The sequence below is a fragment of the Pseudomonas fluorescens HK44 genome (assembly GCF_000217955.3).
Classification (GTDB): Bacteria; Pseudomonadota; Gammaproteobacteria; order Pseudomonadales; family Pseudomonadaceae; genus Aquipseudomonas; species Aquipseudomonas fluorescens_AQ.
This window is the reverse complement of the sequence record NZ_AFOY02000015.1, coordinates 59,694-83,673: the sequence shown is the minus strand read 5'-3', so window position 1 is coordinate 83,673 and position 23,980 is coordinate 59,694. Positions and strand designations below refer to the sequence as shown.

Below are 23,980 nucleotides of genomic sequence, written 5' to 3'. Positions count from 1 at the left end.
CCTTAGTGCATCGCGCAAGGCTAAGGCACGACCAGCGTATCGCCGGCCTGGAGTTGAATATTGGTGGACATGTCACGCCCGGACATCAAATCGCTGTAATGGACGGGCAGGATCTCTTGTTTAGCCCCATTGCGGCGCACGACCTTGATGTCCTCCTTGTCGGCGAATTTGTCGAGCCCGCCCGACATGCTCAATACTTGCAGCACTGCAGTTGGACCTGACATCTGTACGGTGCCGGGCTTGAGCACCTTACCCTGCACATAGACGAGATTGCCTGCGGTGCTCGTGATGACAACGCTCACGTTCGGATCGGGTATGAACTCCTTAAGCTTATCAGCGACTTTCTTTGCGACTGCAGTGGCATCAAGCCCCGCAACATCGATTTTTCCTGCCAGCGGGAAGGTAATGCTGCCATCAGGAAGTACGTGCACCTCCTGTTTCAGCTTCTCTTCGCCCCAAACGGAAACGGAAATGACGTCACCCGGACTTAGCAGATAAGCCGCGGCTCTTTCGTCGGCACTGGTAATGCTGGGCCAGACCACCAGCGCGCAGAGCACAGGTAATAACAAACGCAACATAAGGATCCCTCCGACCAAATAGCATGCACAGAGCTTCACATAAAAACGGGGCGAAAACACTCCCTCTCCTTTGACGCCAAAGAAACGATCAAACAGCAATCGCCTCGAGCTTCTTGGCGGCCAATTTCCGCCGAAACCAAACATCAGACCGAAGAACACCCCGGCAATCATCCGGACGTTGCCCGGTACTCGTTCTTGAGCGTAGACCACGATGGCCGAGAACGCCGAAGCCAGGATGAAACCATCAGCACACTGGTCCAGAACAGGTCCACATGAGGCAGCAACAGCGTGAACGGCGCCACGCCGAGGATCGAGAACCAGGTCACGGCCTTTCGGCCGACCTCGCCGCCCAAGGGCGGGTACGCGTGGTCGTGCTGGAACTTGACGGGCGTTGCATCAGCTATCGTCTAGGCTTGCTGGAACAGGGTCGGCTCTACGACTACAACCTGGCGTTCCTGCTGCAATATGCCGGTCTGGGCAGCGGCCGAGTGCTGCTTGATGAGTGGATTAGCTGGGGTCTGGACGAGGGCTGGCAGTGGATCGACCCGTCGCGGGTGAGCCTGGACAACTCCAGCCATCAACTGCATGAACGCATGACCGGGCAGCTCGAACACTGGCGCTGGAGCTTCTATTCCTGGCGCCCCAGCGGGCTCTTGCTGGGCCTTGGCCTGCGGCTCTGGCACCACGTCAAACCGCGACTGCAACAGTGGCGGACCAAACGTGCGGCCGCTGTCGCACGTTTGGTCCGCACGCCCGTCGTGACCGGCGTCGATAAAAAAATCGCGCCCACTGCACACCCCATGGAGGATGAACATGCCTCGCCAAGTCATAGTCAACGCTGACGATTTCGGTCTCAGCCTGAACGAGAACGCAGTCATCCTGCGGGCCTTCCAGTCCGGGGTGATCAGCTCCGCCACCGCCATGGCCAACATGCCGGCTTTCGAAGCGGCCTGTGCGTTGGCGCAGCAGCCGCTGCTCAAGGGTCGCGTCGGCCTACACTTCAACCTCACATACGGCCGGCCCCTGAGCCGGGCGATACTCGAGCTGCCAACCTTTTGCGACACAGCCGGCGAGTTCGACCTGAACCTGCCCCGTCACCGCCTGTGGCTCGGCCGCCAGCAACGCGATGCGGTGCTGAAGGAACTCGAAGCGCAATGGCAGCACTGCCTGGACAATGGCCTGCAGCCCAGCCATCTCGATTCCCACCAGCATGTGCACACTATCTGGCCGATCGGTGAGATCGTCGCGCGTTTTGCTGCCCGCCAGGGAGTCCCCGTTCGCCTGGCGCGCAATTTGGGGCACAACCTCAGCCTGGCCAAGCGCGTGTTCAAGAGCCTGCTCAACCGGCGTTTACACCGTCTCGCCGGTGCCACGGCGGACTACGTCTGTACCCCGGTGGACTTGCGCAACGCCAGGCCACCGGCAGACGGGCTGCTGGAAATCGTTGCCCATCCGACGATGCTCGGCAGCGACTTTGGCGACGCCTATCTGTATCAGGGTGAGTCCTTGAGCAAGTTGCTCGACAACCGCCTGCCGGGCATTCCACGGGTTTGCTATAACGTGCTGGCACGCACACGGCCCGCAGCGGCCACGACGGCATTGGAGTAGCACAACGATGACAGCACAATGCCCGGGACTGGCCACGGGCATTGTGCAAAAGGCAGATGGCTCAGGGTTTAAGCGGCCATTCCTGGTCAAGATCCGAAAGGCTTTTGCCGTCGTCCGGATGCTTCCACGTCGGATCGGGTGGATTCTCATCCGGGGTCGCTTCGTCTGGCTTTTCCTCTTCAGAATCTTCGAACTGTTCACGTTTCTTTTCGGTTGCCATAAGGCCCTCCTCCTGAGGTTTGCGTTCAATTTCAGGATAGAACAAAGCCACTGCTTCGTTATCGACCGACCGTCTGTATTGCACTGTGTACAGCAACCTTGGCGATTTTCGCCTCTTCCAGCAGCCCCTGAATCACCCGCTCTTGTTCGGCGTAATCACCTTCCCCGAAATGGCTGTAGCGCAAGCCAGCCTCTGGCAGGAATCAGCAAGCTCTGAATGTCTTCCTGCGAAGGCAGAACCTGACTCAGCGCTTGTTACCCTCCAGGCTGTTTGATAGTCGTGAGATAGACTAAGCAGCGGGTATCGGAGGGTGGGAGTGACCGCTGTGGTGCGATTCTGATGGATTCGCTGATAACGGCTGCGGCGCGTGCGCTCGCTGCGGGTGATCCCCTCGGCGCACTGAACCGGGTGGCCTTGCGCGACGATGCGCCGGCACTCGCGTTGCGCGGCATCGCCATGGCGCAGCTTGGCGAGCTGGTTCGCGCGAAGGCTCTGTTGCGCAGTGCGGCACGTGCCTTCGGTCCGAAAGAGGCCTTGGCCCGTGCGCGATGCGTGGTCGCCGAGGCCGAGATTGCGCTCGCTTCGCGCGACCTTGGCTGGCCTGCAAAGGCACTCGATGCCGCACGGGCGACACTCGAAGAACACGGTGACCGGGTGAACGCCGCGCATGCCCGGTATCTCGAGATCCGGCGCTTGCTGCTGATCGGTCACCTCGACGAAGCCGAGCACAGGCTCGCCGAACTCGACCCCACGCCTTTACCGCCTGCATTGATGGCTGCCCATGAGTTGGTCGTGGCGGGAATTGCGATGCGCCGCCTCCAGGCACAGACGGCACGGGCGGCGCTCACTCGGGCCGAGCAGGCCGCACGCCACGCCGGTATCCCTGCGCTGACAGCCGAGGTCGACAGCGCACGCCTCGTCCTCGACACACCCGCGGCGCGCCTGATTACCGGTGGCCAGGAGCGGCTTCTGCTGCTTGAGGACGTTGAAGCGCTACTGGCTTCAAAGGCGCTCGTCGTGGACGCCTGCCGTCATGTCGTGCGTGATGCACGTGCGCAAGTATCGTTCGCAAGGCGCCCAGTGCTGTTCGCGCTCGCACGGGTGCTGGGCGAAGCGTGGCCCGCCGACGTACCGAGGGAAACGCTAATCGCCCGAGCCTTCCGATTGAAGCTTGACGATGAGTCGCATCGTGCGCGATTGCGCGTCGAGGTCGGGCGACTTCGCGCGGCGCTGCGGACAGTGGCGGGCGTGACCGCAACAAAGCACGGGTTTGCACTGGTGCCGCGCAGTGCACCGGAAGTCGTCGTGCTGGCGCGGCCCGTCGAAGAGAAGCAGGCGGCGGTGCTCGCCCTCCTCGCGGACGGTGAGTCGTGGTCGAGTTCAGCCCTGGCGCTGGCGCTTGGCGCCAGCCAGCGCACCGTGCAGCGGGCACTCGACTCGCTCGCGGCGGCCGGCAAGGTCCAGTGGTTTGGTCGCGGGCGAGCGCGTCGCTGGATGACCCCGTCGGTGCCGGGTTGCGCGACGTCATTGTTACTCCCCTCGCCACTGCCGAGTGACTAGGATCACTTCACTACCCAGCCACCGGAGTGGAAATCATGAAACGATCAACAGCCGAAATCATCCGTGAATATGGCCCCTTTCCGGGAATCGACAACGTGCATGGGGTTACCTATGACGGCCAGTACGTCTGGTTTGCTTCCGGAGACAAGCTGAACGCTCTCGATCCGGCGAGCGGGAATACGCTGCGCTCAATCGATGTCGCCGCGCATGCGGGCACAGCCTTCGACGGTCAGCACCTGTTTCAGATCGCCGAGGATCGCATCCAGAAGATCGACCCGAAAACCGGTCGCGTGCTCGCCACCATCCCGGCGCCCGGCGGCAGTGACTCAGGGCTCACATGGGCCGAAGGGACGCTCTGGGTGGGCGAGTATCGGGACCGGAAAATTCATCAGATCGATCCCCAGACCGGGGCGATTCTGCGCACCATCGAGTCCAACCGTTTCGTCACTGGCGTCACCTGGGTCGACGGAGAACTCTGGCACGGCACCTGGGAGGGTGACGAAAGCGAATTGAGGCACATCGATCCTCGAACCGGAGAAGTCCTGCAGAGCCTCAATATGCCTTCTGGCGTCGGCGTATCGGGGCTCGAGTCGGATGGTGCCGATCAGTTCTTCTGCGGAGGCGGAAACAGCGGCAAGGTAAGAGTGGTTCGCCGACCTGAATGAGACGCCGCGATCGACAGCGGAAGGCGCCGCTGCAAATCAGTCACTATGCTTGGTCTGTAGTCAGGCTCTGATAACACATCGTGGAAGGAGGCGCTTGAGATGCAACTCATCACGTTGAAAATCGATAAGCCAGAAGCGACGAACTTCATTTTTGGGCAGACGCACTTCATCAAGTCCGTCGAGGACATTCATGAAGCATTAGTCAGTTGCGTGCCAGGTATCAAGTTTGGCGTGGCCTTTTGTGAAGCGTCAGGCAAATGCCTGGTGCGCTGGTCCGGCACCGACAGCGCCATGATCGAACTGGCCCAGAAAAACGCAAAAGCCATCGCCGCAGGCCATAGCTTCATCGTGTTCCTCGGCGACGGTTTCTATCCGCTCAACGTGTTGAACATCCTCAAAATGATTCCTGAGGTGTGCCATATCTTTTGTGCGACAGCCAATCCAACGGAAGTCATTCTCGCTGAAACGGAACAAGGGCGAGCGATCCTGGGCGTAGTGGATGGTTTTTGCGCCAAGGACATTGAAGGTGACGAAGACATCCTGTGGCGCAAAAACCTGTTGCGACAGATCGGCTACAAGCTCTGAGCTGAAGAGCCGACAATGAGTGCGCCGTGACCGTGCAGCAAGCGAAACATTTCCATGCAGGGTGCAGTCACGGTCACTCAGCGCCTCAACGAATCAGCATCGCAGCGGCAGCCGCCACCATGATCGCTGCCGCGCCGCGAAACAGCCGCTGTTGCGCTCGCAGACTCGACAACAGGTGCCGGATACGCACCGCGCCAACAATGAACAGCGCCCCAACGCCCAGCAGAACCAGAATGGTCAGTGGCACCAGCATCAGCCCCCAGGTCTGCAACGAGACTGTCTCAAGGTTGATCACCAGCGGCAACAACGCCAGATAGAAGGCGATGGTCTTCGGGTTGCCCAGAGTAATGGTCAGACCGGATATCGCCGCCGACAGCAGCTCTTTCTTCTTCACCGGCTTGCCGACTTCGATCGCCTGATGGTTGGCGAACCAGAACTGCCAGGCCAGATAGCACAAGTACAGCGCTGCCGCCCAACGTACCAGCTGGAACAACGCATTGAAGTGCTCGGCAATCATCGCCAGGCCGAAGACGGCAAATGACAGGTAAGTCAGATCGCCGAGGATCAGCCCAAACAGCAGACAAAAACCCGACAACGCGCCACCGCTGACGCTCCGCGCCACCAGCGCCGCCATGCCGGGGCCGGGAATGGCGGCCGCGATGCCCAGCGCTGCCGAATAGGTAAGTACTTGCGTCATATCGAGCATGTCGTGCTCCTCAGGTAATTTATTATTGTCTTGCTCAACGGTATCCGCTTCCGGCAAGCAAAGTTATCAACGGGATGCCGCGCCCCACTGCCTGACGACTTCCCGTGACACAACCAGATCCTGCACGGCCAATCCGATGCATTCCAGTCAAGTTCATCTATGGCACTGTCAGATAAAACAGACTATCTACCCAGGTAAAAAATGCGAGTACGCCTTGACATAACGGAGTATGTTTTTAATACGCCCCAAGCTGAATATCATTCAACTCCCGCTGGAGATACCCTCCTTCTCAAACACCGCTTGTTATTGATGAACGGTACGTGCCAACTCCAGAAACTCAGGCTTGAGTAAAGCGTACGCTACAACCTCCTTGTCATTTGAACAGTGAAAGATTGCCGGTCAACTTACTGATTTTTTTCTGTGGTCCAATCAAGCCAATGGCAACCAATTCTATGGCTGAACTATCGGCCTCGGAGATACGCGCCTCATACTCCTGATACGTCTTGCAGGATTGCGCCAGGGCGCTGAATGGCATGCTGTGAATTTCATCATCCGCCAGCGCTTTCTCTTGAAGTGCCTGCAAATACTCATTGGTGGACAGCAGAATCGGCAACGGCGCGTAGATGACTCCGGGGTAATTGACATTGTCACGGCTTTGCATGTCCGGTCCGACCAGACCTTCTACCGAACGCCCCAGGCTGACGCCGATAACGCTGATAGCATTGGCCGCATGTCCCAGCCCCAGTGCTTTGTCGACCACAATCACGCATTTGTGAACGGCAGCATCAAAATTCATTGAATCCTCCACGACTATCAATAAACCTTCAGTTCTTCGAGTTTTGTTACACCGAAGTCAGCCCAACCATCGAGCAACCCGACACACTTCGTAGTGTCACTACCAATGTCAATATCCACTACCTGCCAAGATGAAGAATCATTTATCACCCTGCAATCGCGTCCTTCGGAAAAGGAAGCGACCAACTGTGGTTTATGTATTCAACGACGCGTCCGGCATCGGTTTGCGCATAGAGGCTAAAGCGTGGCAACTTCAACGTTAGAAGTTGAAAAAATCTTATCCCCTTTAGCCGGGGAAAAAATTTCTATTTTAATTGCCGGGTCGATGCGTTCTGGTAGGATCTACCTCTTTATCACAGGGACGCGGAATTTATGACCGATCAGACGCTAAATCTGACAGATGTCAAAATCCTTACAGCCTTGCAACAGGACGGCAGGATTACCAACCAGACCTTGGCCGACCACATCGGCATGTCTGCCTCGCCCTGCTGGCGCAGGGTCCGACAGCTGGAAGAACACCGCTATATTCAAGGTTACAGGGCGGTACTGGACCGACGCAGGATCGGGTTGGGAGTGATGGTGTTCATCCGGGTCAGCATTGACCATCACAGCGCAGCCGAAGCCAGAAAGTTCGAGCAGGAAGTGATGCAGCTGGAAGATGTGGTGGCGTGCTATAGCATCGGTGGCGATGCTGACTTCCTGTTGCAGGTGGTGGCACGCGATCTCGACTCGTTTGCCGACTTCGCGATGTCGGTCATCCGTCAGTTACCCGGCATCAAGGAGATGCAAAGCATGTTCGTGCTCAAGGAGATCAAGCCTTTCGTGTCGTTCCCGGTCAAGCGCTCCCAAGAAGCCTGAACAAACCTTTCAAGACCTCAGTTAGCCAGAAACTCGCGCACCGGCACTCACCCTGTCGCCAGGGTAAAGGCCTGCCCTGTGTTACGCGCATGAATCCAAAATCCAACAAAGCCCAGCACCAGACTGGGCTTTGTCACGTCAGGAATTGGTCTGGGTTGACGTAGCATCCGCCACACCTTTTTTCACCCCAACTCGCTTTCCCAAATCAGTTTCTTATTAATCTTCCCAACACTGGTTTTAGGAATTTCGGCGACGAACTTGAACTGCTTGGGGATCGCCCATTTATTGATACGGCCACGCTCGACAAACCCTTGCAGATGCACCTCCAGGATCTTGCGGTCGAGATATTGCCCAGGCGCGCATACCACCAGCGCCATCGGCCGTTCGCCCCATTGCTCATCGGCAATGCCCACGACCGCGACCGACATGACGGCCGAGTGCTCGCTGATCAGGCTCTCCAGCTCCAGAGAGCTGATCCACTCCCCTCCCGTCTTGATGACATCCTTGATTCGATCCTTGATTTCCACCCCGCCCAAGGCGTCGATAGAAGCGATGTCGCCGGTGTGCATCCAACCGTTGCGCCACAACTCGGCGCCCTTTTCGGGCGCCTTCCAATAACCTTGAGTCAGCCAGGGTGCACGTACCACGATCTCGCCCAGAGACTCTCCGTCGTGAGGCACGATCATTGCCGCTGGCATCGACGATTTTAAGATCGACCATCGGCACAGGTGTCCCGGTCTTGATACGAATGGCCAACTGGGTTTGTGTGGGCAGCTCCAGCTCCTTATCGCGCAGGTACGTCGTGCAGAGCAATGGACAGGTTTCCGACATGCCGTAGCCGCTGTGTACGCGAATACCTTTGGCGCTCGCCTCGCTGGCAATGCCCAGCGTCAGGGCGCTGCCCCCCAGGAGCATTTTCCAGCCATCGAAACGGGTTTGCGCCGCTTCCTCGCAGCCCAGGATCATTTGCAATAGGGTCGGTACACAATGAGAAAACGTAACGCGCTCTTCTCGGTACAGCCTGACCAGGCGGTTGGGCTCATAACGACCGGGGTACACCTGCTTGAGTCCCATCAGGGTGGCAACATAAGGCACCCCCCAGGCATGCACGTGAAACATCGGAGTGATGGGCATGTAGACATCATCGGAACGCAGCAGCGGCAGACCTTGATAGACACCCAGCGTGCCCACGGCATTCAAGGTGTGCAGCACCAACTGGCGGTGAGTGAAATACACGCCTTTAGGGTCACCAGTGGTGCCCGTGGTGTAGAACAGGGTCGCCACCGAGTTTTCATCAAAGTCAGGGAACTCGTACCGGTCTGCCACTTGAGACAACAGCTGCTCATACTCCCCCAGCACGGGTAGAGACGTGTCGGTTGCCGTGTCGTCAGTCAGCTGGAAGTAGCCTTTGACGGTACTGAGCTGCCCCTGAATCTGCTCGACCAGGGGCAGGAAATCATCATGCACCAGCACCAGATCGTCTTCGGCGTGGTTCATGGTGTAGAGCACCTGATCCGCAGAGAGACGAATATTCACGGTGTGCAGCACCGCGCCGATCATCGGTACGGCAAAGAAACATTCCAGATAGCGATGGCTGTCCCAGTCAAGCAGCGCCACTGTATCTCCGGCCTTGACCCCGGCAGCGGTCAAGGCGTTGGCCAACCTGCGGATCCGCTGGTTGAGGGTCTGGTAGCTGTAGCGCAGTTTGTCGGCGTATACGATTTCCCGACCCGGTTCGTAGCGCACGCCGGACAGCAACAATTGCTTGATCAGCAAGGGATAGGCATAGGCGCCGTCGGCGGGCGGAATTATTTTTGTCGCCATCATGGTTGGGGTTCCTTGTCCTTTCGATCAGAACTGCACTGCGTCCAGCTCGTAGAGGCATTCGCTGCCGGCCTTGACCGAAGCGCTCAACGAGTGGATGCGCGGCAGCAGCCGGGCAAAATAGAAGCGTGCGGTGCCGAGCTTGCTGGCGTAGAAATCATCGTCGGCCTGTTTGCCCAAGGCCGCCTTGGCCATCAGCGCCCACATGTAGGCATAGGCGGTGTAGCCAAACACCTGCAGGTACTCGACCGAGGCGGCGCCGATTTCATTCGGGTTATTCTGTGCCCGATCCAGCAGCCACGCAGTCAACTCGTCGAGGGTGTCCACGGCGGCGAACAAACGGTAGAGCGCCCCGCCGCTGCCAACGATCTTGCGTCCGGCGAGGTCCAGTGACTGGATGCCGTTGGTGCCTTCGTAGATCTGAGTGATCCGCACATCGCGAACCAATTGCTCCTGCCCCCACTCGCGGATATAGCCGTGACCACCGAAGACCTGCTGGCCATGCACCGTGGTTTCCAGCCCCATGTCGGTGAGAAATGCCTTGGCCACCGGGGTCAGCAACGACACCAGCTCTTGGGCACGGGTGCGGGTTGGCGCATCGTCGCTGTATTTGGCCGTATCCAGTTGCAGGGCCACGTAGCTGGAGAACGCCCGCCCGCCTTCGTTCAAGGCCTTCATGGTCAACAGCATGCGCCGTACATCCGGGTGCACGATGATCGGATCGGCAGCCTTGTCCTTGTTCTGTGCGCCCGTCGGCGAACGACTTTGCAGACGGTCACGGGCATACTCGACCGCGTTCTGGTACGAACGCTCACCCAACGCCAACCCCTGGATCCCCACGCCCAGACGCTCGTAATTCATCATGGTGAACATGGCGGCCAGGCCCTTGTTCGGCGCATCGACGATCCAGCCGGTCGCGCCGTCAAAGTTCATCACGCAGGTGGCGGATGCCTTGATGCCCATCTTGTGCTCGATTGAACCGCAGGACAGCGCGTTGTGTTCGCCCAGCGAGCCATCGGCATTGACCAGTACCTTGGGCACCAGGAACAGCGAAATACCTTTAGGGCCGGCGGGCGCATCCGGCAGTCTGGCCAGCACCAGGTGAATGATGTTTTCGCTCAGGTCGTGCTCGCCACCGGTAATGAAAATCTTGCTGCCGCTGACCTTGAAACTGCCGTCGGCCTGAGGTTCGGCTCGGGTGCGAATCAGCCCCAGGTCGGTGCCCGCATGGGCCTCGGTCAGGCACATCGAACCGGTCCAGGTGCCGGCGTACATGTTCGGCAGGTAACGCTCCTTGAGTTCCTGGCTGGCATGGGCATTGATCGACAGGCACGCCCCGGCGGTCAGCATCGGGTACAGGCCAAACGACAGACTGGCGCAATTGACCATCTCCTCGACCTGGGCCGAAATGGCCTTGGGCATGCCCATGCCACCGAATCGCGGGTCGCCGCCCACCCCCACCCAACCGCCTTCGGCGAACGCCTGGTAAGCCGCGACAAAACCGTCCGGGGCAGTCACCGTCCCATTGCTCCATGTGCAGCCTTGTTCGTCGCTGCTGCGGTTCAGCGGCGCGATCACTTCGGCGCTGATCTTGCCAGCCTCTTCAAGGATCGCGGCGGCTGTCTCTTCATCGATCACCTCGGCCAGGCCGGGCAGTCGGGCCCATAGCCTGGACACCTCGAAGACCTCGTTGAGGACAAAGTGCATGTCGCGCAAAGGGGCTTTGTAATCAGACATCGTTGGCTTACTCCGCAATAGTCCGGGCGTGACGCATGCCCGAAGGTTGGGTTGGGGCGGTTGCACCGGCCGGCCCCTGAGGGGCCTCCGGAACAGGGCGACGATCAAGCGACACCCCCCGCAGCAGGAAATACGACAGGGCAGGAATCAGAATCAGCGCGCCGAGCATGTTCCACAGGAACATGAAGGTCAGCAGGATGCCCATGTCCGCCTGGAACTTGATTGGCGACCAGACCCAGCACACCACGCCGGCCGCCAGGGTGACGCCCACCAGGCCCACCACCCGGCCGGTAAACGACACGGCGTTGCGGTAGGCCTGGGCCAACGGCAGGCCCTGACGCTGGTAATGCAACTGCACACTGAGCAGGTACAACGCGTAGTCCACACCGATCCCGACGCCCAGTGCGATCACCGGCAGGGTCGCCACCTTCACGCCAATGCCCATGACCACCATCAACGCCTCGCAAAGGATCGAGGTCAGCACCAGCGGCAACAGTGCAACCAGCGTCGCGCGCCAGCTGCGGAAGGTCATCAGGCAGAACAGCGTCACCGCCGCATAGACGTAAAGCAGCATGGTGCGATTGGCCTCGCGCACCACGATGTTGGTCGCGGCTTCAATGCCGGCGGTGCCGGCAGCCAGCAGGAACCGGCGATCATCGCTGCTGTTTTCGCGGGCAAAGGTGTCGGCGATCCCGACCACTGCATCCAGGGTCTCGGCCTTGTGGTCCTTGAGAAAGGCAATCACCGGCATCAGCGAGCAGTCGGTATTGAACAGCTCCGGGGAGTTGACCGAGGCTTGCTGCGCGGCATAGTTCAAGACGTCCTGGTTGCGCTGGATACTGTTGAGCTTGGGGTTGCCCTCATAGGTCCCGGCCGTGATCTGGCGCACGGCATTGACCAGAGAGGACGTCGCCTGCACCCCCGGATACTGCTGCAGTTCCCAGGCCAGACGGTCGGCGAGGACCAGTGTCTTGTAGCTCAGGCAGCCCTCCGCAGGCGTCTTGATCATCACCGCGAACAGGTCGCTGGATAACGCGTAGTGACGGGTGATGTAGGCGTTGTCCCGGTTATAACGCGAATCGGCACGCAACTCCGGTGCGCCACTTTCCAGGTCGCCGATCTTCAGGTGCTGGCTGATGACGAAGCCGCTGATGCCCATCAGCAGTGCGATCAGTACGGCCCCCGTGGCCCACTTGGCCGTGGTGAAACGGTCGAGCCAGTCCCACAGTTTGCCAAAGCCCTTGTGTCCGTCCGCCCGGGTGTCGATGTTCAAGGCGCGCTCTGCAGCCTTGCTGCCGACGCCGACATAGGAAAGCGCCACGGGCATCAGCAACAGCGAGGTAAAGATCAGCACTGCGACACCGATGCTGGCGGTGATGGCCAGATCCTTGATCACCGGTATGTCGATCAGCATCAGCACCGCGAAACCCACGGCGTCAGCCAGTAGCGCGGTGACGCCGGCGATGAACAGACGGCGAAAGGTGTAGCGTGCAGCGATCAGTTTGTGAGTGCCCCGGGCGATGTCCTGCATGATCCCGTTCATCTTTTGCGCCGCGTGGGAGACACCGATGGCGAAGACTAAAAAAGGCACCAGCACCGAGTACGGGTCGATGGCATAGCCCAGCCAGGCAACGATGCCCAGTTGCCAGATCACCGCGACCAGCGAGCAGCCGACCACCAGCAAGGTGCTGCGCACACAGCGGGTGTAGAGAAAAATAATGACCAGCGAGGTGATCACGGCCAGGCCGAAGAACATCATCACCTGAATCAGGCCGTCAATCAGGTCGCCCATCAGTTTGGCGAAACCGATCACCCGGACCTTGTACTGGCCCTTGCCCTCTTCTCCGGCTTTGCGGGCAGCGCTGTCGCCGGCGAACTCGATCCTGTCGCGCAACTGCTCTTCAAGCATCTGCGAGAACCCGTGGTAGTTGATGCTCTGACCACCGGCCGCGGCCTTGTCCAGCAACGGTACGATCAGCATGCTCGACTTGAAGTCACTGGCCACCAGGTTGCCGACAAGTCCGGCGCGGGAAATGTTCTGGCGCAACTGTTCTATTTGCTCAGGCTTGCCCTCATAGGTATCGGGCATCACCGGGCCACCCTGGAAGCCTTGTTCGGTGACTTCGGTCCAGCGCACCGCCGGGCTCCATAACGACTTCATCCAGGCGCGGTCGACACCTTCGGTGAGGAACAGCTGATCGTTGACCTGTTTGAGCACGTCCAGGTAAGCGGGGTCGAAGATATCGCCCCGGGTATTCTCGACCACCACGCGCACCGAGTTACCCAAACCGCGCAGTGACTGACGGTTCTCCAGGAAGTTCTGGATATACGGTTGGCTCTGCGGAATCATTTTCTCGAAGCTGGGGCGCAGTTCCAGGCGTGTTGCGGCCATGTAGCCCAGCAGCACAGTGGCCAGCGCCATCAGCAGCATGAACAGAGGGCGATAGTTGAACACCATCCGCTCCAGCCGGTTACCGGAGCGGCGGTCGAAGTCACGCACGTCGCGGATCACCGGCATGGTGTCTTGCTTGATATTGCCCATGTCTGGGTTCTCGCTCTAAGGGTTCGAGGTCTTATTCATTGGGCAGTGCCTGTGCACCACGACTGCCAACCACCACCAGCGCGCCATCGGCGGCCTGAGTGGCGCCAGCCACCGGGGACGGCTCGGGTTGCCGCACCAGGTGCATGTCCGCGCCAGCCCCCTGACTGACGAGCATCTGCCCGCCCTGGGTGAACAAGCGGTAATGACCGCTGGCGTCGACGATGCCGGCGGTGATGCTGACGTGCAGGCGACTGTCGAGCGCAGTCCAGCTGAGGCCGCCGTCCGCGCTGCGCAGCACATTGCCGCGCAAGCCATAGGCAATCACCTCGCCGGGCTTGCCAACCACGCCAAAAAAGCTGCCCTGATAGGGTGTTTGCACGGCGGCGAAGCGCTGATAAGCCTCATCCCATTTGAGCAACAGGCCCTGCTCGCCGGCGATGTACACCGCATCGCCGACAGAGGCGATGGCGTTGAGGTGCAAGCCCTGCGGGTTATCGGTACGGTCCTGAAAAGGTGTCCAGTTCTGGCCACCATCCTCGGTGCGCAGGATCAGGTTGAACACACCGACCACATACCCGAGGTGGTCGTTGGCGAACCAGACGTCGAGCAAGGGCTTATCAGCGCCCTGCTCGACCAGTCGCTGGCCTTCGGCAGCCAGCAGTGGCCATTGTTCGTTGCCGGGTTCTGCACTGGCCAACGCCCCATAATGCTGGACCAGCAAGGCACCGATCTGGCGACCGTCCAGTTGCTTGCGCCAGGTCGCCCCGGCGTCGCTGCTGTGCAACACCACGCCGTCGTTGCCGACCGCCCAGCCCTGCAGGGCAGAAGGGAAATTCACCGCCGTGAGATCGGCACTCACCGGCACCGCGGCTTGCTGCCAGTGTTTGCCGGAATCATCGGAATAGAGAATGTGGCCTCGTTGCCCGACCGCAATCAATCGCTCACCCGCGCGCGCCATGCCTGACAACGGGCTGCTGACAGCCAAGGCACTGGCCCTGGCCGGCAGATCCAGTACATCGACATAACCGGCCGCCTGGGTCAGGCCCTGCAACATTGCCAGCAGGGTGCCCAGCGCCCACTGCAGGTACTTTTTGTACGAACACATACCGCGTCCTCTTCGGATAGCCGCGCCGGGCACACAACCGTGCAGCCCGACGTTCAAATCTGGTGTTCGCTTAGCGAATGCCGGACCCCGCCAGGGACTCCGGCGACCACTGCGCCTTGGAGAGCGGATCGATGTACTTGATGCCGCCGTACGGCCCCACCACACCGTTGATGTTGTAGGAGCCACCGACCAGGTCGTAGATCATGAAGGGCGTGGAATCCGGGATCTGCTTGTCATAGCTCTGGCTGAGGAATGCGAAGGAGCCACGGTACAACTGACCACGGGCGTCGTACTGATCGGAGGCCAGAGCGGTCCAGCTGTCTTCATCGAGGTAGAAACGACGCTTCTGATAGATGTGCCGCGCGCCGGCCTTGAGGTTGCCCTCCACCACCCAGACCCGGTGTTTTTCCCAGCGCACGTAGTCGGGTGCCAGGTGATTGGCGGTGGTCAGTAACTTGGGGTCCTGGGCGTAGGTCAGCTTGTAGGTGTTGTAGGGCACGATCATTTCCTGCTTGCCCACCAGCTTCCAGTCGTAGCGGTCCAGCGCACCGTTGAACACAAAGACATCGTCGTAGGTGCCCGCACCGGCAGTGCCTGGATTAGGCGTGTCGTAGGCCAGGTTCGGTGCCAGTTTTACCCGACGCTGGCCAGGCAAGTACTGCCAGCCACGGCGCGGCTGCTGCAACGGGTTGGCGGCGTCCTTGAGCATCACCGCTTCGCCGGCCCGGCGCGCAGGGCCGGTGTAGGACAGCTTCATCTGGTAGTACACGTCGGCGCTGCTGATCGGCTGCGCCAGGTTTTCGTAGATCGGATAGGAAATGAACGCCTGCCCGGTGGTTGCCAGGCTCGGCACTCCCGCGGAGTCGACGTTCCACGAGTCGTACTTGGAGTTGATGCTGACGCCCTGATAGCGCAGCAGGAAGTTCCACATCGCCTCGTTGCCCGACTGCGGGATCGGAAACGGCACACCCGGCAGCACGTTGTCGATCGCCAATCCGCCTTCGAGGGACTTGGCGCCGGTGGCATTTTTTACGCCATTGTCCAGCACAGCCTTGGGCAGTGCGACGGTGCGGTGGGTTGGATAGACATTGACGTGGAAACTGGGGAAACGCTTGGCCAGTTCCACGGTGGTCGCCGTGAGTTCACCCTTGTACTGATCGACGTTTTTGCCGTCGATCACCCGCAGTGGTTTTTCGTCGGCAAAGGGGTCCGGCCGCATGCTGTCACCGGTGTTGAAACTGGCCGGCGGCGTGGTCAAGCCCCCCGAATAGGCAGGAATAGAGCCCTCGGCATTCCCGGCTTTTTCAGCCCCGACCAGGGTCAGGCTGCTGCCCAGCCTGGCGGCTTCCTGAGTCGATACAGCGGCCTGTGCCTGAGCGGCAACCGCCATGGCCAGAGAAACGCCCAGCAAAGTACGCACGAATTTCATGTTGTTATTCTCCTGCTCAGGTGACTAAGCCATTCGTGAATCAAAAGGTGGTTTTCATCGTCAGGTAAACCGCGCCACGGTCTGCGGTGGTTGCACCACCACCGGAAAAGGCCGAATAGCCACCGCCAAAACACGCGTAGTTTTCGTTGCCGCTGAAGGCGTTCGGTGTGGAGCCGTCACCGCTGCCGGCATTGGCCGCGCCGGTACTGACGCCGCTGACGTCACACTTGTCGGTCTTGCCGAAGGAGTCCACGTACTTCAGGTCGACAAAGTATTTGTTGTACACAACGGCACCGACGCCGACCGCATAGTTGCCGGTGTCTTTGGCACCGCCACCGGACACCGGTGAAACGCCGGCAAGCCCCACGTTGATGGACATCGGCATGTTCAAGTCGACACCCGGGAAGACCTGGTACCAGGTCGGTGTGAAGTTGGCTGCAATACCCCAGTTGTCCCGGGTCGGCGCATCGACGCCGCGGTAGCTGCTGTTGCCCTTGTAGAGCGCCTGGTTCTTGCTATCGAGTTTGAGCAGGTTGCTGTAATACAGCTCGGTGAGCAGGGTTGCCGAATCGAACACCGGCGTCTTGGGCAGGGTCATCAGGCCGTTGAGCGTCCAGTGCAGCGTGTCACCGGTGGCACTCATGCTGTCGCCCTTGTCCGGGACGTCATAGACGATACCGGTCTGCGCCGTACGAGCCGGCAACAGGCCCAGACCGGCACCCAGCCCCAGCGGTCCGGTGGAACTGAGAATGGCCGGGATGCTGGCCAGCGGCATGTTGTGACGGATGTTCAGGTCGGAGCCGACACTGACGCCGCCTATCTCTTTCGACAGGCTCAGACCGAAGATGTGGATGTTGTCGGCATAGGCCAATTGATAGGTGCTGGTGCTCAGCGAGTTCAGCGTATTGACGACCGCCGGCACCATGCCCGCTGGCGGAGTCCCGTTGGGATTGGCCGAGCTGATCCCTGTGGCGTTCAACCAGGCTTGAGGCAAAATGTCCGAGGTCTTGCGGTAATAGAAACCGAGCGTGCCATCCAGCCAGGCGGGCGACCACTTGGCCATCACGCCCCAGTCTCCGCTTTTATCCGGCGTCAGGTCGTGGCCACGACGCACGTTGGTCAGCCCGTTGCAAGGCGCCAGCCCGCAACCCAGAGGGCTGCCGGGCACCACGGCGTTGGTGTTGCCCAGCAGGAACGACTGCGCGCCGAACCCCACCAGATCGGAACCGCCATAATAGGTACCGGCCTCCGGCAGGCGGGCAGCATTCCAATCCAGGAAGTACTGGGCACCCACCGTCAACTCGGGATTGACGGTGAACGACATCGACAGCTGATTACGCGGAACGAACAGTTCCTTGGCTTCGGTACCCGGCGAGGCTGCCAGCTTGGCCAGGTCCAGGCCGGACTGGCCATAGCTGATCGAATGCACCGGGTTGAGGATGGTTTCACCCCAGAACACGTTGTGCTGACCGGCCTTGACGCTCAACAGCGACTCCTCGCCCACTTCGGTGCTGTAGAACACGAAGGCATCGAGGATTTCGCCGGAGGGACCGGTGTAGTAACGCTGGGCATAGTTGCTCAGGTGGGGACTGCCATTGCCGACATTGTCACCGGTGACCGCGGCAAGGCGTGGGTCGTTGGCGACCAGGCCCGATCTTGCGTCATTGCCGTTGACGAACGGATTGGCGTTCGAACCGGTGTTCTCGTACGCCTTGTCGTACCAACTGGCAGCACTGACGCGAAAGCCCATGCTGTTCTTGTAGACCACATCCATCTCGGTCAACAGGTCAATGCGGTGGGTGATGTTGGTGCCGGCCTTGCGGAAGTTGTAGTCGCCATCGTTGTTGTTCGGCGTCCCTAACATGCGCTTGTCGGCGTTTTCGGTGCGCACGCCGTAGTTGTATTTGACGGTGTTATCAAAACGCGCGGTCCAGTCCGGGTTACCCGTATCGAGTTCGACCGCATGCGCCGCCGGCATGGCGGCGGCCAGAATGGCCGAGGCCAACACGCTGTAACGCGAGGGCGTGAACCCGTGACGCTTCTTATTGTTGTGCATTGCGTTGTCTCCGCTTTTTTGTAGTTGTTTTAAGCGCAGCCGCCCTCACGCAACCGCTTGTTCCAGTGGTTTGCGTTTTTCAGGAATGAGGGCAATTGCCGAAGGCCTGCGGCCAACCGGCGCCTGAACTAGCGGTCCAACTCCAGGATGAGTGCTTCGGCTTGCGGCCAGCGGCCATAGCCCGCAGCCGGATTGAGATGCCCCACTGCGCCCAGAGTGAGCAGTTCGGCACCCCAGCCTTTCGCCATGCGAGTGACGGCATCCAGGCTGGCAAGGTGATCGTTGGTGCTGCCGGCCACCAGGCTGCGAAACGGCAGCGGGCCTTGGGGTAAAGGGGCCCAACCATGGGTACGCAGCGTTTCAGCGGATGGGTAGCCTGGCGGCCAAGTGGCATCGAGGTCCGGTGGAGCGGCCAGCAGAGCGCCCTTGATCGGGCGACTGTGTCGAGCAGCCCAGTGCGCGACCATCAACACACCGGCACTGTGGGCTACCAGAATCACCGGCCCTTCGATCTGCGTAAGTTCGTGCTGGATCGCCTGGACCCGCTTGCTGCAGTCGAGCTTGTCGGTTTCAAGCGGCGGCACACTGCGCACGTGGCTCAGGCGGGTCTCAAGCAGCGTTTGCCAATGTTCGGCAACGTGCTCGCGCAGGCCCGGTACGATCAGAACGGTTGCGGCAGTTTGCAGTTTGTCCACATCAACACCTTCGCTTTCTCGATGACTCGACCGGCTCTATCGCCAGAAGCTTTTTGTAGTACCGACATTAAAGAGCGCCCACCCGAGGCGCTTTTCATTTGGCGTCAGTGACTTTTCTTTTGATGACAGATTTCCAGGTGTTGGCGTGGCGCGACCACTGATCAAAAAACACGACAGCTCCGGCCCAGGCCACTGTAATCAATGGATGTGAGCCGATTGATCCATAAGGCGACCGTCATTGCGGACAGCATTGGGGGAGTGCCATCGATGACGTCACAACTGTTCAATTGATGATGTGCTGGATATAGTCGCCACGCTCATTTCCATCGGAATCTGCCCAGGAAAGACCTTCGCATGACCAAGCTTGTTCGCGCCGCCGTCTTGACCAACTACCTGGAGGTCAGTCAGTACCTGGGGTTCAACCCGCGCGACTTACTGGCTGCCGTCGGCCTGAGCAAGGCCCAATTGCAAGCCCCTGAACACCGTATTCCCATCGATGCCGCCGTGCGTCTGCTGGAAGAGTCGGCCGCCGCCAGCGGTTGTCAGAGCTTCGGCCTGAGCATGGCCGAATCGCGCCAGCTCTCGGACTTCGGTGTGGTCAGCCTGCTGCTCAGCCACCAGCGTACGCTGCGTGATGCTTTTCAAGTCGTGGTGCACTACCGTCATCTGATGAACGATTCGCTGGCCATCTTCATTGAAGAGGCCGGCAAGATGGTGATCATTCGCGAAGAGGTGGTCACCGAATCACCGATGCCCAGCCGACAGGCCACCGAGCTTGCAATCGGCGTGATGTTCCGCCTGTGCGCCGCTCTGCTCGGCACGCACTGGCATCCCTACAGCGTCAACTTCACCCACCAGCCCCCCGACAACCTGCAACTGCATCGTCGCCTGTTCGGCTGCAACCTGGAGTTCGGCAGCGAGTTCAATGGCATCGTCTGTTCCGATGCCAGCCTCGACATGACCAACCCCCATGCCGATCCGGCCATGGCTCGCTACGCCCAGAGCTACCTCGACTCACTGCTGAGCCACGAAGGACCGTCGATGCTGTTCGAGGTGCGCAAAGCCATCTACCTGCTGTTGCCGATGGGGCGCGCCACCATCGAGCAGATCGCCCAGACCCAGGGCATGAACGTTCGGACCCTGCAGCGCCGCCTCAAAGACGACGGCTGCGCCTTCAACGACCTGATCAACGACGTGCGCCGCGACCTGGTGCTGCGCTACCTGGAAAACCCGAACTACTCCCTGGGCCGGATCGCCGACATGCTCGGCTACTCCATGGCGAGTTCCTTCACACGTTGGTTCATCACCCAGTTCGGCATGCCACCCGCCGCGTGGCGCAGTGCACAAAAACAGGCCGTCAGAGCACCAATGGCCCCGACCACCCTGCCCGGCTCCACAGAACGCTGAACCCATTGAAATGGACGCAGGGATTGCAAAAAAAACGGCGACTGCTGGTACAGTCGCCGCGAAAGAACCGGTATGCCCTGTGGCGAGGGAGCTTGCTCCCGCTGGGGTGCGAAGCGCCCCCAACAAGGCGACTGCGGTTTTTCAGAAAGTACGCGGCGACCGTTTTGGGGCTGCTTCGCACCCCAGCGGGAGCAAGCTCCCTCGCCACAGGGTATCAACTGAACAGCATTGAGGCTTAGCCGGGCTTATAGCCCCCAGTGCAGCAACAGCAGCACCAGGACCGCGAGAAACACCGTCTCCCCCACCATCAGCAGGATCGGCTTGATGCCGACGGCGGCCAGCTCCTTGAGCTGAGTCTTCATCCCCAAGGCGCTGATGGAAACCACCAGGCTCCAGCGCGACAGTTCGTTGACCGAACCCTGCACCACCGGTGCCACCCATCCCGTGCTGTTGATACAGGCCAGCAGCAGAAAACCGACGGCGAACCACGGTAGCAGCGGCGGCCGCGTGCCCGTCGTGTCGGCGCCCTGCATACGCGTGATCAGGGTGGCGCAGAGGATCACCGGCAGCAGCATGGCGACCCGCATCAGCTTGACCACAGTGGCTATGTCACCGGTCTCGGTCGACAGGCTGTAACCGGCACCGACTACCTGGGCGACATCGTGGATGGTCCCGCCCAGGAACATCCCTGCGACTTGCGGCGACAACGACAGCCAGTTGGCAATCATCGGGTAAAGGATCATCGCCGTGGTGGACAGCGCCGACACCCCAATGACAGTGAACAGCGTGGCACGCTCTTTCTGCGGATGATTGGGCAGCGCCGCCGCCAGCGCCATCGCAGCCGAGGCGCCACAGATCGCGGTAGCCCCACCGGTGAGCATGCCGAACAAACGCTGAAAGCCCAGCGCTTTGGCCGCCACCACCGAGACACTGATCGTCACTACCACCAGGATCACCACCAGAGCAAAAGGTTTCCAGCCCAGCGCGGCGATCTGTTCGAGAGTAATACGCATGCCTAACAGGGCCACGCCAATGCGCAACACGGTACGCGCCGTGAATTCGATGCCAGCCTTGCACGGGCCCTCGCCGGAGAGAAAATTCAGCCCCATGCCCAGCAGCAAGGCGAACAGCATCACCGGCGCACCGTAATGCTCGGACAGAAAGGAGGCTGCCGCCGCAACAATCAGACTGACGATAAAACCCGGCGCCAATTCGCGCGTTCGGCTATGGATATGGGTGAGAGCAATGACGCTCATGGCGCGGATTCCTCAGAAATGATGACAATAAATGCCTGGCCGTCGACGACCTCGACCGGGTAGTTGGCGACTTTGAGTTGGGTTGAATTGAGCAAGTAGCCGCTGCGCAGATCGAAGCGCAGGCCATGGGCGCCGCATTGAATCACCCTCCCCTCAAGGCGCCCGCCGCACAGCGAGGCCCCCTGATGCGGGCAACCGTCGTCGATGGCAAACAGATCGCCCTCGACGTTGAACAGCGCCAGGCTTTTGCCCTCGAACTCAACCAACGCACGGCCACCCGCCTGCGAGAGCTTTCCCGCAGGCACGGGTACACGCCGGCTCATGCCGGTAGCCGTGAGCGATGGCTGTCGAGCAAGGCTTCGCCCATGGCGCCAAGCAGCACCTCGGTTGGCTGCGCGCCCACCACCGTCAGACGACGGTCGAATTGAAAACACGGCACACCGCTGCCAGCGCCTGCCTCGTTGCCGACGTAAGGATCGCCGTCACCTTGCAGAACGGAGGCCATGGCATCAGCGTCGAAGCCACACGCCTGGGCGATGGCGATCAAGGTCTCAGGGCAACCCAGGTCCTCACCGTGCTGGAAGTAGGCAGCGAACAGACGCTCAAGCAAGACATCACGTTGCGCCGTACTGCCCAGCACAGTGGCACGCTCCAGCAAGCGATGGGCATCAGCGGTATTGGGCATGGTGGCGATGCGGCTCAGGTCGATGGGCACCCCCACCGCCATCGCGGCCTGCTGCACCTGAGCCTGGCGCAGGCTCACAGCTTCGGCACTGCCCAGGCGCTTACGATAAAACTCGGCGAAGGGCTCACCCTGTACCGGCAATTGTGGCAACAACTGCACCCCATGCCACACCGTGGTGATTTCCACACCCGGTTGCTGGATACGCAACAGGTCCTGCGCGCGCTCCAGTTGGCGCTTGCCGATCAGGCACCAGGGGCAGATGAAATCGAAGAACACATCAATCCGTAAACGACCACTCACACCTTCACCTCTAACACAGCTTCACTCATCGAATCGTTGACCCGCTCGCCCGCAAGCCGGGCGATATCCTTGTGGTAATGACACTTGGCATAAAAGAACACCGCCGCAGCCGCGATGCTGACCAGTGGCACCCATTGAAAAGCAGCCTGCAAGCCGATGAGGTCGGACACCCTGCCGGTGATGAACGGCCCCGGGGCCAGACCCAGCATGTTGTTGGCCAGGGTCAGCGTGGCGAAGGCCGTGCCGTGGACCGAATGGTGGGTCAGGTTGGCAACCATCGCCCCGGCAGGCCCGGTCGTGCCGGCGGCAATCAGCATGCCCAGGCATATCAGCGCCAATTGCACTGGCCCCGCCGGCAAGGCGAACGCCGCCGACAGCAACAGGCAACTGCCCAGACAATAAGCGATGGCCAGGGCGACCTTGCGCTCCGGCGAGTGCCGACACAGCCGGTCGCTGAGCATCCCGCACAGAATCATCCCCGCACCGCTGCACAGCACGATGATCGCTGCGACACCACCGGCCTTGTCCGTTCCCATGGCGTAATAACGATTGAGGTAACTGGGCATCCACACAATCACGGTGCCGCCGACGAACAGTTGCAAGCCGCTGCCGATATAGGCCGCGATCACTGAAGGGCTGGAGCACAGCGTACTCAGCGGGCGCTTGACTGCTGCAGCCGCCTTGTTCGCCGCTTGAGCCGCGCGTTGCGGGGCGATGCGCGCTTCCTTGACGATGATCGGGTAAAGCACGGCCAGGAGCAGGCCGAACAGCGCCATGCCGGCGAACGACCAGCGCCAGCCCAATTTGGCCGCGATGACACCGCCCAGCGCCATGCCCAGCACCGAGCCGAACATGCCACCCGCCATGAAAGCACTGGCCAGCGTTGCGCGCATGTGTTTGGGAAAGACCGAAATCACTACCGCGATGCCGACGCTGCCGTAAGCCGCTTCGCCGACACCCACCATGAAGCGGGCCATAAACATTTGCGGGTAGTCCTGCGCCAGCGCGCAGCCCAGGGTGGCGAGGCTCCACAACAGGGCCATCAGCGCCAGGCTTTTTACCCGACCGAAGCGATCCGCCAGCAACGACAGGGGAAATGTCAGCAGCCCCACCATCAAGGCGACAACGCCACTGAGCAGGCCGAGCTGGCCGTCGCTCAGGGCCCACTCGCCCTTGAGCATCGGGAATACCGCGTTCAGCACCTGACGCGACATGTAATCGGAAATCAACAGGCCGAACGTCAGTGCAAAGACAATCCAGGCATATTTGCGCGCAATACCGACACCACTGGCGTCGTCATCGTCCGCGGCGATTGGGTGAAAGGCCATGCAGCCTCCTCGAAACATTGTTGTATTTATTGTTATCGAGC

At 60.4% G+C, this 23,980-nt stretch carries 21 protein-coding genes and 3 pseudogenes; 7 read left to right on the top strand and 17 right to left on the bottom strand.

Annotated elements, in window-relative coordinates; all coding sequences use genetic code 11:
• Nucleotides 1-20: 20 nt before the first annotated feature.
• Together HK44_RS13140 and HK44_RS13135 are read right to left on the bottom strand one after the other, a co-directional pair.
• Nucleotides 21-578: a polysaccharide biosynthesis/export family protein gene (locus tag HK44_RS13140; RefSeq protein ID WP_024264908.1), complete on the bottom strand. Its 558-nt coding sequence runs from the start codon at nucleotides 576-578 to the stop codon at nucleotides 21-23.
• Between the two features lie 126 nt (nucleotides 579-704).
• A pseudogene (locus tag HK44_RS13135) lies at nucleotides 705-934 on the bottom strand (MFS transporter); the annotation flags it as partial.
• Between HK44_RS13135 and HK44_RS13130 the strand changes: the two are divergent.
• Nucleotides 920-1,420, top strand: a pseudogene (locus HK44_RS13130) (GNAT family N-acetyltransferase); the annotation flags it as partial. The pseudogenes HK44_RS13135 and HK44_RS13130 sit on opposite strands and share 15 nt — an antisense overlap.
• Nucleotides 1,392-2,186, top strand: coding sequence for a carbohydrate deacetylase (locus HK44_RS13125; RefSeq protein WP_019691053.1), 795 nt, complete (start codon nucleotides 1,392-1,394; stop codon nucleotides 2,184-2,186). The pseudogene HK44_RS13130 and the gene HK44_RS13125, both read left to right, overlap by 29 nt.
• A gap of 61 nt (nucleotides 2,187-2,247) precedes the next feature.
• Here HK44_RS13125 and HK44_RS13120 read toward each other — a convergent pair whose 3' ends face one another.
• Both HK44_RS13120 and HK44_RS30155 read right to left on the bottom strand, forming a co-directional pair.
• Nucleotides 2,248-2,406, bottom strand: a complete 159-nt coding sequence (locus HK44_RS13120; RefSeq protein WP_019691054.1) for a hypothetical protein — start codon at nucleotides 2,404-2,406, stop codon at nucleotides 2,248-2,250.
• Nucleotides 2,407-2,464: 58 nt separating this feature from the next.
• Complete coding sequence (locus HK44_RS30155; RefSeq protein WP_019691055.1) at nucleotides 2,465-2,590, bottom strand: hypothetical protein; 126 nt, start codon at nucleotides 2,588-2,590, stop codon at nucleotides 2,465-2,467.
• Between the two features lie 155 nt (nucleotides 2,591-2,745).
• Between HK44_RS30155 and HK44_RS13115 the strand changes: the two genes are divergently transcribed.
• The 3 genes from HK44_RS13115 to HK44_RS13105 all read left to right on the top strand — a co-directional run bounded on the left by HK44_RS13115 (nucleotide 2,746) and on the right by HK44_RS13105 (nucleotide 5,216).
• Complete coding sequence (locus tag HK44_RS13115; protein ID WP_019691056.1) at nucleotides 2,746-3,966, top strand: hypothetical protein; 1,221 nt, start codon at nucleotides 2,746-2,748, stop codon at nucleotides 3,964-3,966.
• Nucleotides 3,967-4,001: 35 nt separating this feature from the next.
• Nucleotides 4,002-4,631, top strand: coding sequence for a Vgb family protein (locus tag HK44_RS13110; protein WP_019691057.1), 630 nt, complete (start codon nucleotides 4,002-4,004; stop codon nucleotides 4,629-4,631).
• A gap of 99 nt (nucleotides 4,632-4,730) precedes the next feature.
• Entirely contained in the window at nucleotides 4,731-5,216 is a 486-nt protein-coding gene (locus HK44_RS13105) for an adenosine-specific kinase (protein WP_019691058.1), read from the top strand.
• 85 nt (nucleotides 5,217-5,301) lie between these two features.
• Here the strand turns inward: HK44_RS13105 and HK44_RS13100 are convergent, their stop codons facing one another.
• Nucleotides 5,302-5,922 carry a LysE family translocator gene (locus tag HK44_RS13100; RefSeq protein WP_019691059.1) on the bottom strand — a complete coding sequence of 207 codons (621 nt, stop codon included), beginning with the start codon at nucleotides 5,920-5,922 and terminating at the stop codon, nucleotides 5,302-5,304.
• 373 nt (nucleotides 5,923-6,295) lie between these two features.
• A complete protein-coding gene (locus HK44_RS13095) occupies nucleotides 6,296-6,718 on the bottom strand; it encodes a DUF2000 domain-containing protein (RefSeq protein ID WP_019691060.1) in 423 nt (140 codons plus the stop codon).
• Nucleotides 6,719-7,089: 371 nt separating this feature from the next.
• Here HK44_RS13095 and HK44_RS13090 point away from each other — a divergent pair, with 371 nt between their 5' ends.
• Nucleotides 7,090-7,575, top strand: a complete 486-nt coding sequence (locus HK44_RS13090; RefSeq protein WP_019691061.1) for an Lrp/AsnC family transcriptional regulator — start codon at nucleotides 7,090-7,092, stop codon at nucleotides 7,573-7,575.
• 182 nt (nucleotides 7,576-7,757) lie between these two features.
• On the opposite strand, the pseudogene HK44_RS13085 reads toward HK44_RS13090, so the two are convergent.
• The 7 genes and pseudogenes from HK44_RS13085 to HK44_RS13055 form a co-directional block, all read right to left on the bottom strand.
• Nucleotides 7,758-9,402 (bottom strand): annotated as a pseudogene (locus HK44_RS13085) (fatty acid--CoA ligase).
• Between the two features lie 24 nt (nucleotides 9,403-9,426).
• Nucleotides 9,427-11,136, bottom strand: coding sequence for an acyl-CoA dehydrogenase C-terminal domain-containing protein (locus HK44_RS13080; RefSeq protein ID WP_019691062.1), 1,710 nt, complete (start codon nucleotides 11,134-11,136; stop codon nucleotides 9,427-9,429).
• Between the two features lie 7 nt (nucleotides 11,137-11,143).
• Nucleotides 11,144-13,678 (bottom strand): efflux RND transporter permease subunit, encoded by a 2,535-nt coding sequence (locus HK44_RS13075; protein ID WP_019691063.1) that lies wholly within the window; start codon nucleotides 13,676-13,678, stop codon nucleotides 11,144-11,146.
• A 31-nt stretch (nucleotides 13,679-13,709) separates the two neighbouring features.
• On the bottom strand, nucleotides 13,710-14,783 hold the full coding sequence (locus HK44_RS13070) for a WD40/YVTN/BNR-like repeat-containing protein (protein ID WP_019691064.1): 1,074 nt from the start codon (nucleotides 14,781-14,783) through the stop codon (nucleotides 13,710-13,712).
• 70 nt (nucleotides 14,784-14,853) lie between these two features.
• The gene (locus HK44_RS13065; protein ID WP_019691065.1) at nucleotides 14,854-16,212 is read right to left on the bottom strand and encodes a DUF1329 domain-containing protein; all 1,359 of its coding nucleotides are present in this window, start codon (nucleotides 16,210-16,212) and stop codon (nucleotides 14,854-14,856) included.
• Nucleotides 16,213-16,252: 40 nt separating this feature from the next.
• Nucleotides 16,253-18,268: a DUF1302 domain-containing protein gene (locus HK44_RS13060; protein ID WP_019691066.1), complete on the bottom strand. Its 2,016-nt coding sequence runs from the start codon at nucleotides 18,266-18,268 to the stop codon at nucleotides 16,253-16,255.
• A 128-nt stretch (nucleotides 18,269-18,396) separates the two neighbouring features.
• Nucleotides 18,397-18,963 (bottom strand): RBBP9/YdeN family alpha/beta hydrolase, encoded by a 567-nt coding sequence (locus HK44_RS13055; protein ID WP_019691067.1) that lies wholly within the window; start codon nucleotides 18,961-18,963, stop codon nucleotides 18,397-18,399.
• 354 nt (nucleotides 18,964-19,317) lie between these two features.
• On the opposite strand from HK44_RS13055, the gene HK44_RS13050 reads away from it, so the two are divergent.
• A complete protein-coding gene (locus HK44_RS13050; protein ID WP_019691068.1) occupies nucleotides 19,318-20,370 on the top strand; it encodes an AraC family transcriptional regulator in 1,053 nt (350 codons plus the stop codon).
• 245 nt (nucleotides 20,371-20,615) lie between these two features.
• Here HK44_RS13050 and HK44_RS13045 read toward each other — a convergent pair whose 3' ends face one another.
• Genes HK44_RS13045 through HK44_RS13030 form a run of 4 tightly spaced genes read right to left on the bottom strand, consistent with a single transcriptional unit; the run spans nucleotide 20,616 to nucleotide 23,939 of the window.
• The gene (locus tag HK44_RS13045; RefSeq protein WP_019691069.1) at nucleotides 20,616-21,626 is read right to left on the bottom strand and encodes a YeiH family protein; all 1,011 of its coding nucleotides are present in this window, start codon (nucleotides 21,624-21,626) and stop codon (nucleotides 20,616-20,618) included.
• A complete protein-coding gene (locus HK44_RS13040; RefSeq protein WP_019691070.1) occupies nucleotides 21,623-21,949 on the bottom strand; it encodes a Rieske (2Fe-2S) protein in 327 nt (108 codons plus the stop codon). Before HK44_RS13040 ends, HK44_RS13045 begins: the two co-directional genes overlap by 4 nt.
• Nucleotides 21,946-22,611 carry a DsbA family oxidoreductase gene (locus HK44_RS13035; protein WP_019691071.1) on the bottom strand — a complete coding sequence of 222 codons (666 nt, stop codon included), beginning with the start codon at nucleotides 22,609-22,611 and terminating at the stop codon, nucleotides 21,946-21,948. The genes HK44_RS13040 and HK44_RS13035 overlap by 4 nt, the downstream gene beginning before the upstream one ends.
• Nucleotides 22,608-23,939: an MFS transporter gene (locus HK44_RS13030; protein ID WP_019691072.1), complete on the bottom strand. Its 1,332-nt coding sequence runs from the start codon at nucleotides 23,937-23,939 to the stop codon at nucleotides 22,608-22,610. Before HK44_RS13030 ends, HK44_RS13035 begins: the two co-directional genes overlap by 4 nt.
• Nucleotides 23,940-23,980: the final 41 nt, after the last annotated feature.